Origin of the sequence: Streptomyces sp. NBRC 109706 (assembly GCF_000974485.1) — a bacterium.
GTDB lineage: Bacteria > Actinomycetota > Actinomycetes > Streptomycetales > Streptomycetaceae > Streptomyces.
This window is the reverse complement of the sequence record NZ_BBOM01000004.1, coordinates 824,428-840,386: the sequence shown is the minus strand read 5'-3', so window position 1 is coordinate 840,386 and position 15,959 is coordinate 824,428. Positions and strand designations below refer to the sequence as shown.

Sequence of the window (15,959 nt, the reverse complement as noted above, 5' to 3'; positions counted from 1 at the left end):
CAACTCCACGGTGTGAGGGGTGAAGGGGAATGAGGCCCCGAGGGCCGCGTCCCCCCGGGCCAGGACTGGGCAGACCAACCCGGGGGAACACCACCCGCCGCCACGGCCCCACAAAGGGGAGCCGGGCGACGGAACCGCCCGCAATGCGGACGGGGGACGATGAACAGGCACGGAGGCCCGTTCAGCCGCATGACGAGCGGCACGATGCTCGATATCGCGCCAAATCGCAGCTTCAGCTACGTATGGAGATGAGGCTCACGATGAGGGAGCACCCGCCGATCGTCACTCTGTGGCATACGGTCGCTTACTCGTCGGCGCCCAGCGTCGAAGACCCAACTCACACCACGCGTGGTTGAGTTCGTACGCTCAGCTACCGACGCGATAAGACTGCCTGCCTTCTGACACCGCCCGCAAGACTACGAAGGGCGAGTTCGCTCAAAAGGCATTCGAACACTTGCTCTGCGTTGCGAACGACTGCAATGCACGTCTACGTTCAGTGTGTTGAGACCATTACGAACCGTCAGGGAGGGCGCTCGATGGTGGAGGGAACAACGGGCTCGACCGTGCCGAGGCGACAACTGGGGAGACACCTGCGGGAGCTACGCGAGAGGGCGCGCCTATCGGTGCGGGCCACGGCTGACCTGCTCGAATGGTCAACGCCACGGATCTGGCGCATCGAAACCGGGCAGGTCTCCATGCGTAGCCTGGACGTGCGCAACATGTGCGAGATCTACGGAGCGACTCCGGAGCTGACCAAGGCACTCATGGGATTGGCGAAGGAAACCAAGGCGCGCGGCTGGTGGCATGCATTCGGCGACGTGATTCCGGACGGGTTCGACCTCTACGTCGGTCTGGAGGAGGCCGCGAGCAGCAAGACCGGATATGAGGGTGATGTGGTACCCGGGCTGCTGCAGACGGAGGGGTATGCCGATGACATCATCCGCATCCACACGCCGGGGATCAGCCGGGAGGAGCGCGAGGGGCGGGTGCGGCTACGCATCGAGCGGCAAGCGCTGCTGACACGGAAGACGACACCGCTGACGCTGCGCGTGGCCCTGAGCGAGTCCGTCCTCCGACATCCAGTGGGCGGAGCCGAGGTTATGCGCCATCAACTCGCCCATCTCGTCTACATGTCGGAGCGGCCCAACATCGAACTGCGAGTGGTGCCGTTCGAGGCCGGAGCTCATGTGGGCATGGTCACCGGCCCGTTCAGCATCCTGCGCTTTCCGGTCGGGCCGGACGGCAAGGAAACCGAGCCACCGACTATCTTTGCGGACGGCTATACGGGCAACCTGTACCTGGACAAGCCGACGGAAGTGGAACGGTACGACGCGGCGTTCCGGGAGATCTGGCAGGCATCGCTGGACGAGCGGGCGTCCCGACGGCTGATGGCGGAGATTGCAGGAAACTATGAACAACAGAACTGAGCGCGTCACCAACCTGGCCTGGCGCAAGTCCAGTTACAGCAACGGGACGGGGGACTGCGTCGAGATGGCTGCCACTGCGGGTGTCGTCGCCGTGCGCGACACCAAGAACCACGAGGCGGGCATCACACGATTTAGCGAATCCACCTGGCGCGCCTTCCTCCAGAGCGCCGCCAACCGCCCCTGACCGTGCTGTGCATGGTGGGGGGAGATCGACGCACAACGCCCCTGACCACAGCACGCTTCCCGGCACGCGCGGGGGTGTTCTACAGACGACACGCGATGCCCGATGCAGTGACTGCATCGGGCTCCTCCCCGCGAAGGCCCGCGGAGGTGAGCGGGCGAGGCGGGCGTGGGCGCCGCCGGCAGGCCCGGCGAAGCCGGGTGCGCGCCACGTGCACCCCCGCCGGGCGGTCGTCCCCGGCGGCGGCGCGGTCCCCGCGCCCGTGGGGCACGGTCATCAGACCCGACCGCCCACGCGCCAGCGAGCCGGGCCGTCCGGGAGCCCACCCTCCCTCCCGTAGAAGCCGCCTTTTCAGCATTCGCCACCCACCCGCACCCGGCCGACCACGCGCCACGTAGACCGGACGTCGTAGCCGCACCACACACGCGGGATGGGGACCGAAGTTCGCGCCAACTCCCCCGCGCACGCGGGGCGGGCCGCGCCCCGGGGGGTGGCTGCTGAGCCTGCGCGGCTACGGCGTGCAGCAGGGGTGGGGGTCGGGGAGGTCGAAGGGGAGGTAGCCGTGGTGGGCGGGGGCCAGTTGGAGGGTGAGGAGGCCGTCGTGCCACTGGGGGCGGAGGTGGCCTCGGGTTTCGAGGAGGGCGGTGGGGGCGACGGGGGTGCCGCCCAGGGCCGTGACATGGTCGATGGCGGTGGTGGCCAGCAGCTCCGCGATGGTCAGGGTCGGCGGGATGTCGGACCAGCCGGGGAAGAGGACCACGCGGCCGCCGCCCCGGAGGGCGGCCACCGCGTCGTCGCGGTGCGGGTCGGCGCCGAGGCGCCGGTCGCGCCAGGCGACGGAGAGGCCGTCGGAGTCGGCGAGGCGGCGCAGCGCCGCGTCGGCGGACGGCTCGTCGGGGAGGCCGACGCGGAGCCCGAGACGGCCCGGGGCCACCCGGACCGTCTCGCCGAACGTCGCGGCCGGTAGGGGGAGTTCGGCCGCGAGGTGGTGGAGACGATGGTCCGCCTCCGCGTTGCTCCCGTGGCCGGCGGCCAGGCCGATCCACTCGGTGGGTGTCATTCCGGCAGCACCCAGATGGGGTTGGCGTAGAACCAGAGGTCCTCCCACGGGTCGGCGTCGCCGAGGACGTCGAGGGCAGGGCCGGCCGGGTCGACGCGGGCGCCGCCGAGGCCGACCTGGCTCCGCTTGCCGTCGGTGCCGCGCACCCGGACATAGGCCGGTTCGGAGACGCGGCCCAGGTCGTAGGTGAAGGTGACGGTGCCCTCGGTCTGGTTGACGTCGAAGGACTTGACCACGCGGGTGTCCGGTGCGTGGAAGGTGTCGCGGTCGGCGGCGTCGCCGGTGACCGCGCCCCTGATGACGTCGACGCGGGCCAGTCGGGGCAGGAAGGTGGCCCAGTTGGGGGTGTGCGCCAGCTCGATCTCCAGGCGGAGTTCGACCTTGGTGCCGCGTCGCACCAGCAGCGTGTCGCCGAGGGTCACGGACCGGCCGCCGCCGCGCAGTTGGGCGTCGAAGCCGGCGATCAGCCCGCCGTGGTCGACCCAGATCCGGCCGCGCCTGATGCCCTCCATCACGGCCGCGTAGGAGAAGTCGGTGGAGCCGACATGGGTGCGGCTGTACTGGCCCGGCCAGAAGTCGCCGGCGCCGAGGTTGAGTCCGGTGCCGGCGTAGACGGGGTCGTCGTGGTAACCGTTGGCGTCGAAGTCGGTGCCCTCGGGGCGGGCAGAGGCGTCCGCGTAGTTGGCGTGGGAGTCGGAGTTGGCGGTGATCCACCAGGGCTTGCCCTCGCTGAGGAGGCTGTCCCACAGGCCGCCGACGGTGGCCGTCATCCAGTCGAAGCCGCCCCAGGTGCGGTAGCTCTCGGCCGGGTAGCCGGGAAACGAGTTGGGGCCCGGGCTGCCGGCGTAGTAGCCGCGGCCGCCGCCGGGGCCGTGGGGTTCGGCGATGCCGGCGGCCTGGTGGCCGGGGGCGCCCTCGAAGCCGACGGCGATACGGGGCTGCGCGTCGCGCCAGGCGCGGATCTCGTGCGGGGAGTCGACGCCCTGTCGCGCGGGGTGGTTGGCCAGCATCAGCGCGTCCTTGACCTTGCGCCGGCGGACCTGTTCGGCGAGGAAGTCGAGCCCGGCGATGGCCAGCGCCTCGTTGGCGGGGCTGTTGCCGGACGCGTTGTTGATGCTGCCGTCGTAGTCGGTCTCGAACTGCTTGAGGACGCGCACCTCGTCGCGGCCGGGGTGGACGAAGACGGTGCCGTGTTCGGCGGAGGGGATGTTCCACTCCAGGCCCTGGAAGACGAGGGTGTCGTCGTGGGTCTCGCGGGCGGCGCGGATCTCGGGGTTGACCTTCTCGACGCCGATCCGGCTGTGGTTGACGCTGCCGTGGTCGGTGATGACCATCCAGTCGAGGCCGAACCTGGCGCCGTTGCGGACCTGGTCGCCGACCCGGTACATGCCGTCGGAGCTGAACTGGGTGTGGATGTGGTGGTCGCCGGCCAGCCAGCGCAGCCGGCGGCCCCCGCCGCCACCGCCGCGTCCGGCCGGGCTGGCGGCGGCGGCCGGGGTCGCGGCCCCGGTGACCAGGCCGGCGCCGGCGATGCCGGCCCCGAGCAGCCCGGCGCTGCGCAGCATGCCGCGTCTGGAGAGCTGGGCGGGGCTCAACTCGCTGTCGGGGATGGCGAGATCGAGCGCCTCGGGGAGGGGGCCGGAGTCCGCCTCATGGTGCCCGTGCCCGTGCCCGTGATCGTGGTCGTGTCCGTGGTGGTGGTGATGGTGTCCGTGTGACATGCGTGTTCCGCTCCCGGCTCTCCGTTGACGTGGTCCGCTCGCCATGCGGGCGGAAACCTCGACCGAGGGGCACTCTTGGCGGGTCATATGAACGCGGGATGAGGAGCAGACGTCACCAACGCGCCCATCGAACGGCTGTTTTCAGACATCTGTGATGAAGGGTTACGGAAGGTGCCCGAACGCGGAGAAAGGCCCGCCGGCGCCCGTGCGTCGAGGACACGGGCGGCGGCGGGCCGCTCGGGGGGCCGGTCAGGCGAGTCGGAACACGTTCCAGGAGAGCGGTTCCAGGGTGGCCCGCAGGACGCCGTCGGCGAGGGTGGCGCCGGTGCCGGCGTGCGGGACGACCCGGTCGGGGTCTTCGGCGGTGTTACGGGCGTCGGGGTCGGCGTCGGCGAGCACGCTGTGCTCGACCAGTTCGCCGAGGCCCAGGTTGTTCAGCGCGATCTCCAGGGGCAGTTCACGTTCCTGCCCCCGGTTGACGGCGAAGACGGTGACCGCGCCCGTCTCCTCGTCGCGCACCGCTGTGGCGTGCAGCAGATCGACCTCGCCGAACCGCTTGGTGGTGTAGGTGGGGCTCTGGGGGCGGACGTCGAGCACGGTGCCCCGGCCGTATCGGGACGCCTGGGCGAACGGGTGGAAGATGGTCTGCCGCCAGGCCGGGCCGCCGGGCACGGTGGCGATCGGGGCGATCACATTGACCAGTTGGGCCTGGCAGGCGATCTTGACCCGGTCGGCGTGGCGCAGCAGGGCGATCAGCAGCGAGCCGACCACCACGGCGTCCGTGACGGTGTAGTTGTCCTCCAGCAGCCGGGGCGCCTCGGCCCAGTCCTCGCGCGGCGACTCCTCGCTGAGCTTGGGGCCGCTGCCGTCCTGGTACCAGACGTTCCACTCGTCGAAGGAGAGGTTGATCCGCTTGTCCGACTTGAGCTTGGCCCCGACATGGTCGGCGGTGGCCACCACGTTCTCGATAAAGGACTCGGTGTCGACGGCGGAGGCGATGAACGAGTCGCGGTCGCCGTCCTGGGGGTAGTAGTAGGCGTGCAGCGAGATATGGTCCACCAGGTCGTAGGAGTGCTCCAGGACGGTGGACTCCCAGGCGGCGAACGTGGGCATCCCCTGGCTTGAGCTGCCGCAGGCGACGAGTTCGACGTCCGGGTCGATCTGCCGCATGGCGCGGGCCGTCTCGGCGGCCAGCCGGCCGTACTCGTCGGCGGTCTTGTGCCCGGTCTGCCAGGGCCCGTCCATCTCGTTGCCCAGGCACCAGAGCCGGATGTCGAACGGGTCCCGGTCGCCGTGCGCCGCCCGCAGGTCGGAGAGGGCTGTGCCGCCGGGGTGGTTGGCGTACTCCTGCAGTTCGATCGCCTCGCCGACGCCCCGGGTGCCGAGGTTGAGCGCCATCATCGGGGTGCCGCCGACCTTGCGCACGAAGTCGACGAACTCGCTGAGCCCGAACCGGTTGCTCTCGGTGGACTTCCAGGCCAGATCGAGCCGGCGCGGCCGCTCGTCCCTGGGGCCGACGGAGTCCTCCCACTTGTAGCCGGAGACGAAGTTGCCGCCCGGGTAGCGGATGGCGGTGACGCCCAACTCCCTGACCAGCTCCAGGACATCGCCGCGCAGCCCGGCCTCGTCCGCGCTCGCGTGGTCGGGCTCGTAGACGCCCTGGTAGACGCAGCGGCCCAGATGTTCGACAAAGGAACCGAAGATCCGCTCGTCCACCGGGGAGACGGAGAACGCGGGGTCGAGGGTGAATCGGGCGGTGTGCTCAGAACTCATGCGGGTCCCTGCTCGCTCACGGGGTCGGACGGTCGAACGCGAAGCAATGCGTTCGACATTTCGTACTACGGTCGCAGCTTCGAACGAAAATCTATGGTCGGAACGATCCCCCGTCAACGGGGTGTCGGGGGTCGTTCCCACCTTTTCCGCTCGGCGGCTCACTGACCGGCGATGCCGGTGTGTGCCACACCTCGAACGATCTGCCGTTGGAAGAAGACAAAGACGATCAACAACGGAAGCGCCGCCAGCAGCGCCCCGGCCATCAGCTGGGCCCAGCGGATGCCGAACGACGACTGGACGGTGGCCAGACCGACCGGCAACGTGGCCAGATCGGGATCGGTGGTGACCAGATAGGGCCACATGAAGTTGTTCCAGGACGCGATGAAGGTGAAGATCGCCACCGCCGCCAACACCGGCCGGGAGAGCGGCAACACCACCTGGCCGAAGATCCGCCACCGGCCGGCGCCGTCGATCCTGGCCGCCTCCTCCAACTCCCGTGGCACGCCCTGGAAGAACTTGTACAGAATGAACACCATCGCCGGCGCCGACACCTGCGGCAGGATCACCCCCCAGTAGGTGTCCACCAGGCTTATCGTCCGCACATTGGCGAAGAGCGGCGCCGTGATCACCGTGCCCGGCACCATGATCCCGGCCAGGGTGATCCCGAACAGCACCCGCCGGAACCGGAACTCGGTGCGCGCGAACCCGTAGGCCGCCAGCGCCGACACCACCACCGTCAACGCCGTCACCCCGGTGGAGACGATCACCGAGTTCACCAGCCACTTGGGGATGTTCCCGTCGCCCAGCACACTGCGGTAGGCGTCCAGGTTCATGTTCGACTGGATCCACTTCAGCGGCAGCTTCTGGGTGTCCCCCTCCGGCTTGAGCGAGGTGGACAGCGCCCAGCCGAAGGGCACCAGCCAGAGCGCGGCCAGCAGCGCGCCCAGCGAGGTCAACACGATCTGCCCGGCGTTGCGGCGGATCCGCCGGGCCAGGGGGAGGGCGCTCATCGGGAGTTCTCCTCGGTTCGGTTCCTGACCAGCCAGAGCCGCGCCAGCGTCACGACGACGATCAGCAGGAAGACGATGTACGAGATGGCGGAGGCATAGCCGATCCGGTAGCCCGTGAAGCCCTGCTGGATGATGTACTGCACGACCGGCCGGGTCTCGTTGTTGGGCCCGCCCTCGTTGATCAGGAAGATCTGGTCGAAGACCTGGAGCGACGCCAGGATCTGGAGCACCACGATCAGCCCGGTGATGGTGCGGACCATCGGCACGGTGATATGCCACATCCGCTTGAGCGGCCCGGCGCCGTCCAGCGCCGCCGCCTCGTAGAGATGGCCGGGAATGGACTGCAGCGCGGCCAGATAGAGCAGAAAGCTGAAGCCGACCGTCCACCAGAGGGTGGCCAGCACCATCGAGAACATCGCCCAGTCGCCTTCGAGCAGCCAGGGCACCCGGTGGTTCAGGGCGTTGTTGAGCAGGCCGAAGTCCGGCTCGTAGAGCCAGCGCCACAGCTCGGCGAGGACCGCCGACGGCAGCAGGAAGGGCGCGAAGAAGGCCAGCCGCCAGAACCACTTGCCGCGTCTGATGTTGTGGGCCAGCAGCGCCAGGCCGAACGACGCCAGCACGATCAGCGGGATGATCATCGCGGTGAAGCGCAGCGTGTTGCCCAGCGCGTCCCACATCTCGCCGTCGCGGAACGCCTCGCGGTAGTTGCCCAGGCCGATGAACTCCGTGTTGATACCGGCCAGGTTGGTCTCGTTGAGGCTGTACCAGAGCCCGGAGAGCAGCGGCCAGACCAGGAAGAGGGCGTAGACCAGCAGGAACGGCGCGACAAACCAGCCGCCGTGCTGGAAGAGCCGGCCGAGCCGGGCCCGGGGGCCGCCGTCGTCGCCGGTCGGGAGGCGCCGGGAACGGGGGGACGCGGGCGCCGCGGCCGTCACGGGGGATGTCATGCGGGGCTCCCTTGCCCGAAGGGGTTACGGGTGTTGATCAGCTTGCGCAGCGCGGACCTGATCCCCCGGACCCCTTCGGCGGGGCTGACCGAGCCCATGGCGGCGGCCGAGAGATGGACGCCCACCTCGTTCTGGCCGCGCGACGAGGTGCCGAAGAACCAGGCGGGCGGGTCGAAGGCGGCCATGTCCATGGCCGAGCGGTACTCGGCCTGCGGCTCCATGGCGAGGTAGTCGGGATCCTCCAACACCGGGAGATAGGCGGGCACATGGCTGGCCTCCGCCCAGGAGACGCTGTGCCGCACCAGCCAGGCGATCAGCTTGTGCGCGGCCTCGTTGGCGCCGCCGCCCCGGCCCCGCTGGTGGGGCAGCACCAGGCAGTGGGACTCGGCCTGGGTGGCCGGGGTGCCGAAGAGCGTGGGGTAGGGCGTGGCGCCGTAGTCGACGCCGGCGTGGTCGAAGTCGACCACCAGCCAGTTGCCGAAGAGCACGAAGCCGCCGCCGTTGACGAAGTATCCGACGAGGTCCTGCCCGGGGATGGCGTACTCGTCGGCGACCAGCCGCGCCATCAGCGCCAGGACCTCCTCGGCCCGGTCGTCGTCGAGCGTGATCGCGGTGCCGTCCTCGCTCAGGATGGTGCCGCCGGTCTGCTGGTACAGGCCGAGGAAGGTCCACCAACACTCGCCCGCCATCAGGGCGTTCCAGCCCAGCGGCGACTGGCCGATCACCCCGCGCACCTCGTCCAGGGCGGCCAGGAAGGTGTCGACGCCGGCCAGTTCGACCAGCCGCCCGTCGCCGTCCAGCAGCCCGGCCGCCTCGCAGGCCGGACGGTTGTAGAAGCAGAGCGAGGCGTGCACGTCCAGCGGCAGCCCGTACAGCTCGCCGTCCACCATGGCCCGGTCCCAGAGGCGCGGGTTGAAGTCCTCCCGGTGCACCCCCTCGGCCGCCAGCAGCGCCGGGTCGATGGGGTCCAGCAGCCGGCCGGGGGCGAAGCCGGCGAGCCGGCCCAGATGCAGCACCCCGACCTCGGGCGCCCGCCCGCCGGCGCCGGCCATGGCCAGCTTGGTGTAGTAACGATCGCCCCAGGCCAGGGTGGTGTCCTCGACGGCGATATCCGGATGCTCGGATCTGAAACGATCCAACATGGCGCGCATATTGGCCCCGTCCCCGCCGCTGAAGAGGTTCCAGAAGCGGACGCGGCCGTCACCGCCGGCGAGCGAGGCGGGTGAGGCGCAGGCCGCCAGCGGGCCGAGGGCCCCGAGGGCGCCCAGCCCGGCCGCGCCGTGCAGCAGCCGTCGCCGGCCCAGGCGCGGCGGCGGAGAAGTCGTGGACCATGCCGTGGACCCCCTCTCGTTCGACATACCGAATACCGATCGGCTATTCGAACGGGAAGGTAGAAGGCGGGAGGGAGGGCGGTCAACAGTTGGGACAGAACTGACGGCCCGTCAGCCGGATCCGTTCGGGGCCCACGAGATCGGGGCGGGGGCGGGACCCGGTGGTCCGACCCCCGCCCCGACGGGGCCCGGCGCGCGGCTCAACCGTCCAGGCGCACCAGTGACTTGCCGGTGTTGACGCCGCGCATCATGCCGAGGAAGGCGTCCACCGCCTGCTCGATGCCGTCCGTCACGGTCTCCCGGTGCACCAGCTTCCCCTCGGCCAGCCAGGGGCCGACCTCCGCCAGGAACGCGGACCGCAGCTCCGAGTGGTCCGACACCAGAAAGCCCTCGACGCGCAGCCGCTTGCCCACGATCAGCTGCAGATTGCGCGGCCCGGTCGGCGGCCTGGTGGCGTTGTAGCCGGAGATCGATCCGCAGACCGCCACCCGGCCATGGACGTTGAGCACATCGAGCGCGGCCTCCAGATGGTCGCCGCCGACGTTGTCGAAGTAGACGTCGATGCCCTTGGGGGCGGCCTCGGGCAGCTGCTCGCCGATGGGCGCCGCCCGGTAGTCGATGCCGGCGTCGAAGCCCAGCTCCTCGGTCAGCGCCCTGACCTTCTCGGCGCCGCCGGCGCTGCCGATCACCCGGCTCGCGCCCATCAGCCGCGCCAGCTGCCCGGCCGCCCCGCCCACGGCGCCGCCGGCGCCGGAGACGAAGACCACGTCACCCTCGCGCACCTTGGCGATCTCCCGCAGGCCGACATACGCCGTCAGCCCGGTCATGCCCAGCACGCCCAGATGGGCGGTGACCGGCACCTCGCCGACCGCCGGCAGCGGGGACGCGTAACGCGCCGGCAGGGTGGCGAACTCCCGCCAGCCGAACGGGTGGGACACCAGATCCCCGGGCGCCAGGCCCTCGGCCTCGGAGGCCAGCACCTCGCCCACGGCGTCGCCGGTCATCGCCTCGTCCAGCCGGAAGGGCGGCACATAGGACCTGGCGTCGTTCATCCGCCCCCGCATATAGGGGTCGAGCGACAGATAGCGGTTGCGCACCAGCACCTCCCCGGCGCGCGGCTGCCTGACCGGCTCCTCGCGGAGCGCGAAGTCGGCGTCCGTGGGCCAGCCGACGGGCCGCGCGATCAGATGCCATGCCCGCCCAGTCGTGGGGACCGTGGTTGCCTGGGCCATACGAACGCCTCCATGAGGGGTGTCAACGCGGGGCGGGCCGCCGGTGCGACGCCGCACGAACGCCAGCGGCAACAAGGGCGGGCGCCCACGCATTCCTGCCCCGGCGGCCGGGCCGGGGGGCCGCCGCCTCAGCCGGCGAACGCCGGCTGAGGCAGTCCCCGGCCGAGCCCGGGCAGCACCAGCAGCGAGCCGGCCAGCGGCTCCGCGCGGGGGTCGACGCCGACCCTGGCGGTGCTCACATAGAGGTCGGTGAGGTCGACGCCGCCGAACGCGCAGGCGGTGGCCCGGCTCACCGGCAGCTCAACCGTCCGGTCCAGGGCCCCTTCGGGGGTGAACCTGCGGATCGCCCCCGCGTCCCAGAACGCCACCCAGAGACAGCCGTCCGCGTCCACCGTCATCCCGTCCGGGTAGCCGGCGAGACCGGCGGTGTCGACCAGCACCCGGCGCCCGGCCACACCGCCGTCCCCGGCCACGGCGAAGACGTCGATCCGCCGGGTCGGGGTGTCGATGTAGTAGAGCGACCGGCCGTCCGGGCTCCAGCCCAGGCCGTTGCTGACGGTCACCTCGGGGAGCACCGTCTCGGCCGAGCCGTCGGGGGCCACCCGGCTGAGGGTGCCGCCGCCGGCGCGCTCGTCATAGCGCATGGTGCCGGCCCAGAGCGCGCCGTCGGGGGCCACGGCCGCGTCGTTGCCGCGCCGGCCCGGCACCGTCTCGCGACGCAGCCAGCGGAAGGTGCCGTCGGGGTCGTAGAGGCCGACGCCGTCCCTGAGGTTGACCACCAGGCCGCCGTCCCGCCGGGGTTTGGCGGCGCCCACATGCTGCTCGGTCGGCAGCACGGCGCGGCGGCCGGTGGCCGGATCGAACAGGTGCACCCGGGAGGAGAGGATGTCGACCCAGACCAGTCGTTCGGCCGTCGGGTCCCAGGTGGGCCCCTCCCCCAGCTCGGCGCGTTCCCGCACCGCTATCTCCAGACCCTCCGCCACCCCGTGCTCCTTGTCCCCGCCCGTCAGTGGACGGTCCCTCGTCGGTGTCTCGTCCGCCGTCCGCCGACCGCGCCGCGGTCACTCCCGTGGGTGGTGGCCCAGGCGTTCGGAGAGCTGTCCGGCGCCCTGCCGGGCCAGCTCGGTCAGCTCGCGCCGGCGCTCCTCGCTCCAGCGGATCATCGGGACGGAGACGCTGAGCGCGGCCACCACCTGCCCGGCCCGGTCCCTGACCGGGGCCGCCACACAGCAGACGTCCGCGTTGGATTCCTGCCGTTCGGTGGCCACCCCCGTCTCCCTCGTCTCGGCCAGCACCCGACGCAACTCGGCCACGGAGGTGAGGGAGTTGGGCGTCATGGCGGGCAGCTCGCCGTCGGGCAGCCGTGCGTCCAGCTCCTCGGGCGGCAGCGAGGCCAGCAGCATCTTGCCGACCGCCGTGCAGTGCGCGGGCAGCCGCCGACCGGCGGCCGAGACCATCCGGACCGCGTGGGTGCTGTCCACCTTGGCGATATAGATCACGTCGGCGTCCTCAAGCACCGCGACATGGACCGTCTCGCCGCAGGTCTCGGCGACGGCCCTGGCGACCTGCTGTCCCTCGGCCGCGAGATCCAGCTGCTCCGCGTAGCGGCTGCCCAGCTGGTAGGTGCGCACGCCCAGCCGGTACCGGCCGGGCTGTTCGGCGACCGGCACCAGATAGGAACGCGCCGCCAGGGTGGTCACCAGCTCGTGGACCGTGGTGCGCGGCAGTTGGAGCCGGCGCGTGATCTCGGGTGCCGACAGGGTGCCGTCGCCTTCGAGAAACAGTTCCAGTATGTCCAGTGCACGGCTGACCGCCGGTACCCGTCGCCCCATGCTCGATGCCTCCCCGAGACCGGCTGGCCCAGCCGGTTCACGTTGCTCAACGCCCAGAATGTTCGGCATCTCGATCGACAGACGACATGCCGAACGCCACGCTAACCATCGACGCGACGGTCGGCAATGCCCCCCGGGGACGGCCCCCGGCCGGCCAGGGGGCGTCGAGGACCCCTCAGGGCGTCCCCCAGTCGTCGGCCAACGACGCGTCCGTCGCGCCGCCCTTCCCGCCGACGGCGCGCAGCCGCCCGGCGACCCCCTCCGGCAGCCGGTCCCCGGCCCGGTCGGCCACCGCCTCGGCCGCCCGCGCGGCGGCCTGCCGGCCGGCGAGGGCGGCGGAGTCCACCCCGTTCCTGACGGCGGGATTGGACCGCAACCGGTCGGCGGCGGCGCGCAGTTGCTCGTAGCGCTCCCGCCCCGCCCGGGCTCCCAGCACGTACCCGACCGCTACTCCAGCGACAAACACCAGCCTACGCATGGGTGGCTCCTCTCCTCGGTTCCTCGATCTTCTCCTGACCCGCCACGCCGCCGATAACCGGGCAAGCCGGATACCGATTTCGAAGCACCCCCTCACATGCGCTAATGTATGGCCCGCAGCGAGGAGCCGCCCCCGCCCCAGCGGAGCGGACTCCGAGCGGAGCAGTCCCCTGTAGCTCAATTGGCAGAGCAGCCGGCTGTTAACCGGCAGGTTACTGGTTCGAGTCCAGTCGGGGGAGCACCACTCGAAGGGCCCCGTCCGGGGCCCTTTGTCGTCTCTCACGCATTACTGCCCGAACCTCGGGAACCGATCACCCCGTGCCCAGTGTCCCTGTCATCGTGCGACCGCCCCGACCCGGGCGACAGATCGTATGAGCGGCTATGCTGCGGCAGACGGCGCGCACAGATGTGCGCGGCACGCCGAGAAGGGGCAGTAGCTCAGCCGGTTAGAGCAACGGACTCATAATCCGTCGGCCGTGGGTTCGAGTCCCACCTGCCCCACCTTCTCTCTCCTCCCGGATCGGCCCCCTGAGTCGGCCTCCGGGGTCTCGATGACGGGCCGTCGGACGGTGATGCGGCTGGAGTCGTCTTTGACGGCCATGTGGGCATAATCCCCCACGCGGGGGCGGCGCCGGGGGGCGACCGCCGGTCGACGGCTGCCAGGGGGCGTCGGAATGGAGACAGTTTTCGACAGCAGACTCGTGCCGGGACGGCAGAGGGCGGACGCGTGGGAGGAGGTGACGTCCAGGTCCCTCGTCCTCACCAGGCAGCGGTTCCCGGACGCGCGGATGTTCGAAGGCGGCCTGCACTACGGGCAGTTGGGAGAGGTCGGGCTCTCCGTCGCCTCCTACACCGAGCTACGCTCCTCGCGGACGGCGAAGATGATCCGCCGGAGCGACCCCGACGCGTGCCACGTCAGCCTGATCGCCTCGGGACAGCAAAGCATCGAGCAGAGCGGGCGCACCGCCGTCCTCGGCCGGGGCGACCTGGTCGTCCACGACACGTCGCTGCCGTTCGAGGCCACGGTCACGTCGGACGACGGGCCGAGCCGGAGCGTGGTCCTGCACGTCCCACGGCGGCTTCTCCCGCTGCGGCCACCGGAGTTGACGCCGCTGCTCGCGGTGCGGTTGCCGACCGCGCGGGGCGTGGGGCGGTTACTCGCCGACTCCTGGCCGGCCTGGCCGCCGAACACGACCGGTGCACCCCGGCGGAGGCCGCCAGGCTCGCCGGCACGGCGCTCGACCTGACGACCACCTTCCTGATGCACCTCGGTCGGGGCGACGGAGGGGCCGGCAGCGACCGGGCGCTGTACCTGCGCAGCACCGCGTTCATCCAACAGCACCTGTGCTGCCCGGTGTTGACGCCCGACGCGGTCGCGGCGGCGCTGTGTGTCTCCCGGCGCCAGCTGTACCGAGTCCACGAGCGGCACGGCACCACGGTCGCCGGGCTGATCAGGCGGCTGCGGCTGGAACGCTGCTGCCGCGACCTGGCAGACCCGGGGCTCGCCCACCTCCCCGTCGGGGCGATCGCCGCCCGCTGGGGCTTCCCCGGCCACGCCGAGTTCACCCGCACCTTCAAGAGGCGGCTGGGGGTCACTCCCAGCGAGTACCGGGCCGGCGCCAGGGTGCGGTGCGGCTCGGCCGAAGGCTGAGCGGCGCGCGGCCGGCACGGAAGGCCCAACGGCTGGCACGCCGGGCCGAAGCGCGGCGGCCGTCGCGCTGGTTGGCTTCTCTCCGCCGGGCGGTGGCCGTCCGGTAACAGGGGAGGAACACATGTCTCAGGGGAAGACCGGCCTTCGCGGCCGGAAGGGCGCCAGGGGGGCCCTGGTGGCGACGGCGCTGGCCGCCACGGCGGTGCTCGCCGGATCGCCGGCGTACGCGGCGACCAACGACAGCTTCTCCGCCTGGACGACGGGCGGCGGCTGCGGAATGCTGGAGTTCGTCGACTACGGCCCGGGCGCCCCGGGCGGCGGGGACAACGACGACTATCTCGTCATCCACGACTACTGCGCCGACGGGTACGGCGTCCGCGCCTACGCGTGGCTCAACGGCTACTACCTCGGCACCAAGTACAACGGCAACGGCCTGGCCGGCAGCGCCGTCGTCTGGGACCCGTACAAGCCTTATGGCAACGTCTACCCCGGCGATTACGTCGACATCGAGGTGTGCCTGGTCAACGGCTCGAACGGCTCCCCGGTGAAGTGCGGGGCGGCACAGCGCACCAGCGTGGACGGCTGACCACCCGCACCCGGCACGGGAGTTCACCGCCCCGTCCGTCGGCCCCGCCCCGAGGTGGGGCGGGGCCGACGGACGGGTGGCACCCCATACGGCATGATCAAGACGACCGTGTACCTGCCCGAGGACCTTGAGGTGCGGTTGGACGCCGAAGCGGTGGCTTCCGGCACCAGCAAGGCCGAACTCATCAGGCGCGGCATCGCCATGCTCGTGGAAAGCTCCACGACGCCTCGCGAACACGGCGAGTTGCCGGTCTTCAACAGTGGAAGCCGCCGAGCCCCAAGGCCATGGACGACGAGATCCACCAGCACATCAAGGAACGGGCGGCGCATCGTTGATCATCGTCGCCGACACCTCGGCCCTCCACACCGCCTTCGACGCGGGTCAGCCCGAGCACCGGGGCGCGTTGGACATCGTCAGTCACGAGACCCTGGTGCTCTCCTGAAGGTACTCAACACCAGGATGGCGGACGGTACAGGCCAGCCTAACTGCAGCCGTCCGACCTGGTCACCGCGCATGAGGTGCGTCTCAAGCACGAAGGACTGCGGCTCGACCTGGCGGACGCGGTGGGCGTGGTGCTCGCGCACCGCTACCGCACGGACCGCGTCCTCACCCTCGACCGGCGGGACTTCCGAGCGATCACGCCCCTGACCCCGGGGTTCGAGTCGTTCCGCATCCTGCCCACCGACCGCTGAACCGCCTCAACGCCGAGCGCATCGCCCGCATCGGCTGCG

Annotated in this window: 16 protein-coding genes, 2 tRNA genes and 1 pseudogene; 9 read left to right on the top strand and 10 right to left on the bottom strand. The window is 71.0% G+C overall.

Annotated elements, in window-relative coordinates; genetic code table 11:
• The first annotated feature begins 536 nt into the window (after positions 1-536).
• Positions 537-1,427 carry a helix-turn-helix transcriptional regulator gene (locus AOM46_RS03390; RefSeq protein ID WP_062205323.1) on the top strand — a complete coding sequence of 297 codons (891 nt, stop codon included), beginning with the start codon at positions 537-539 and terminating at the stop codon, positions 1,425-1,427.
• Positions 1,411-1,611: a DUF397 domain-containing protein gene (locus AOM46_RS31560; protein WP_078856422.1), complete on the top strand. Its 201-nt coding sequence runs from the start codon at positions 1,411-1,413 to the stop codon at positions 1,609-1,611. The genes AOM46_RS03390 and AOM46_RS31560 overlap by 17 nt, the downstream gene beginning before the upstream one ends.
• A gap of 508 nt (positions 1,612-2,119) precedes the next feature.
• Here the strand turns inward: AOM46_RS31560 and AOM46_RS03385 are convergent.
• The 10 genes from AOM46_RS03385 to AOM46_RS33000 form a co-directional block, all read right to left on the bottom strand.
• On the bottom strand, positions 2,120-2,668 hold the full coding sequence (locus AOM46_RS03385; protein ID WP_062205320.1) for a hypothetical protein: 549 nt from the start codon (positions 2,666-2,668) through the stop codon (positions 2,120-2,122).
• Positions 2,665-4,389 carry a PHP domain-containing protein gene (locus AOM46_RS03380; protein WP_062205317.1) on the bottom strand — a complete coding sequence of 575 codons (1,725 nt, stop codon included), beginning with the start codon at positions 4,387-4,389 and terminating at the stop codon, positions 2,665-2,667. The genes AOM46_RS03385 and AOM46_RS03380 overlap by 4 nt, the downstream gene beginning before the upstream one ends.
• Positions 4,390-4,638: 249 nt before the next feature.
• Positions 4,639-6,162: an alpha-N-arabinofuranosidase gene (locus tag AOM46_RS03375; protein ID WP_062205314.1), complete on the bottom strand. Its 1,524-nt coding sequence runs from the start codon at positions 6,160-6,162 to the stop codon at positions 4,639-4,641.
• A gap of 158 nt (positions 6,163-6,320) precedes the next feature.
• Positions 6,321-7,172: a carbohydrate ABC transporter permease gene (locus tag AOM46_RS03370; protein ID WP_062205311.1), complete on the bottom strand. Its 852-nt coding sequence runs from the start codon at positions 7,170-7,172 to the stop codon at positions 6,321-6,323.
• Positions 7,169-8,119, bottom strand: a complete 951-nt coding sequence (locus AOM46_RS03365; RefSeq protein ID WP_062205308.1) for a carbohydrate ABC transporter permease — start codon at positions 8,117-8,119, stop codon at positions 7,169-7,171. Before AOM46_RS03365 ends, AOM46_RS03370 begins: the two co-directional genes overlap by 4 nt.
• Positions 8,116-9,477, bottom strand: a complete 1,362-nt coding sequence (locus AOM46_RS03360) for an extracellular solute-binding protein (protein WP_062205305.1) — start codon at positions 9,475-9,477, stop codon at positions 8,116-8,118. The genes AOM46_RS03365 and AOM46_RS03360 overlap by 4 nt, the downstream gene beginning before the upstream one ends.
• A 173-nt stretch (positions 9,478-9,650) precedes the next feature.
• Complete coding sequence (locus tag AOM46_RS03355) at positions 9,651-10,682, bottom strand: NADP-dependent oxidoreductase (RefSeq protein ID WP_062205302.1); 1,032 nt, start codon at positions 10,680-10,682, stop codon at positions 9,651-9,653.
• A 128-nt stretch (positions 10,683-10,810) separates the two neighbouring features.
• On the bottom strand, positions 10,811-11,665 hold the full coding sequence (locus tag AOM46_RS03350) for an SMP-30/gluconolactonase/LRE family protein (RefSeq protein WP_062205299.1): 855 nt from the start codon (positions 11,663-11,665) through the stop codon (positions 10,811-10,813).
• A 78-nt stretch (positions 11,666-11,743) separates the two neighbouring features.
• On the bottom strand, positions 11,744-12,514 hold the full coding sequence (locus tag AOM46_RS03345; protein WP_062205296.1) for an IclR family transcriptional regulator: 771 nt from the start codon (positions 12,512-12,514) through the stop codon (positions 11,744-11,746).
• A gap of 175 nt (positions 12,515-12,689) precedes the next feature.
• Positions 12,690-12,992, bottom strand: coding sequence for a hypothetical protein (locus tag AOM46_RS33000; protein ID WP_062205293.1), 303 nt, complete (start codon positions 12,990-12,992; stop codon positions 12,690-12,692).
• A gap of 165 nt (positions 12,993-13,157) precedes the next feature.
• Here AOM46_RS33000 and AOM46_RS03335 point away from each other — a divergent pair.
• The 7 genes and pseudogenes from AOM46_RS03335 (at position 13,158) to AOM46_RS35080 (ending at position 15,920) form a co-directional block, all read left to right on the top strand.
• A tRNA-Asn gene (locus AOM46_RS03335) sits at positions 13,158-13,230 on the top strand.
• Positions 13,231-13,418: 188 nt separating this feature from the next.
• Positions 13,419-13,492 (top strand) — tRNA-Ile (locus tag AOM46_RS03330).
• 236 nt (positions 13,493-13,728) lie between these two features.
• Positions 13,729-14,238, top strand: a complete 510-nt coding sequence (locus tag AOM46_RS31550) for a hypothetical protein (protein ID WP_158920222.1) — start codon at positions 13,729-13,731, stop codon at positions 14,236-14,238.
• 14 nt (positions 14,239-14,252) lie between these two features.
• Positions 14,253-14,642 carry a helix-turn-helix domain-containing protein gene (locus tag AOM46_RS03320; protein WP_062205287.1) on the top strand — a complete coding sequence of 130 codons (390 nt, stop codon included), beginning with the start codon at positions 14,253-14,255 and terminating at the stop codon, positions 14,640-14,642.
• Positions 14,643-14,763: 121 nt separating this feature from the next.
• Positions 14,764-15,228: a hypothetical protein gene (locus AOM46_RS03315; protein WP_062205284.1), complete on the top strand. Its 465-nt coding sequence runs from the start codon at positions 14,764-14,766 to the stop codon at positions 15,226-15,228.
• Positions 15,229-15,321: 93 nt separating this feature from the next.
• Positions 15,322-15,390, top strand: a pseudogene (locus AOM46_RS35980) (CopG family transcriptional regulator); the annotation flags it as partial.
• Between the two features lie 356 nt (positions 15,391-15,746).
• Complete coding sequence (locus tag AOM46_RS35080; RefSeq protein ID WP_370592640.1) at positions 15,747-15,920, top strand: hypothetical protein; 174 nt, start codon at positions 15,747-15,749, stop codon at positions 15,918-15,920.
• Positions 15,921-15,959: the final 39 nt, after the last annotated feature.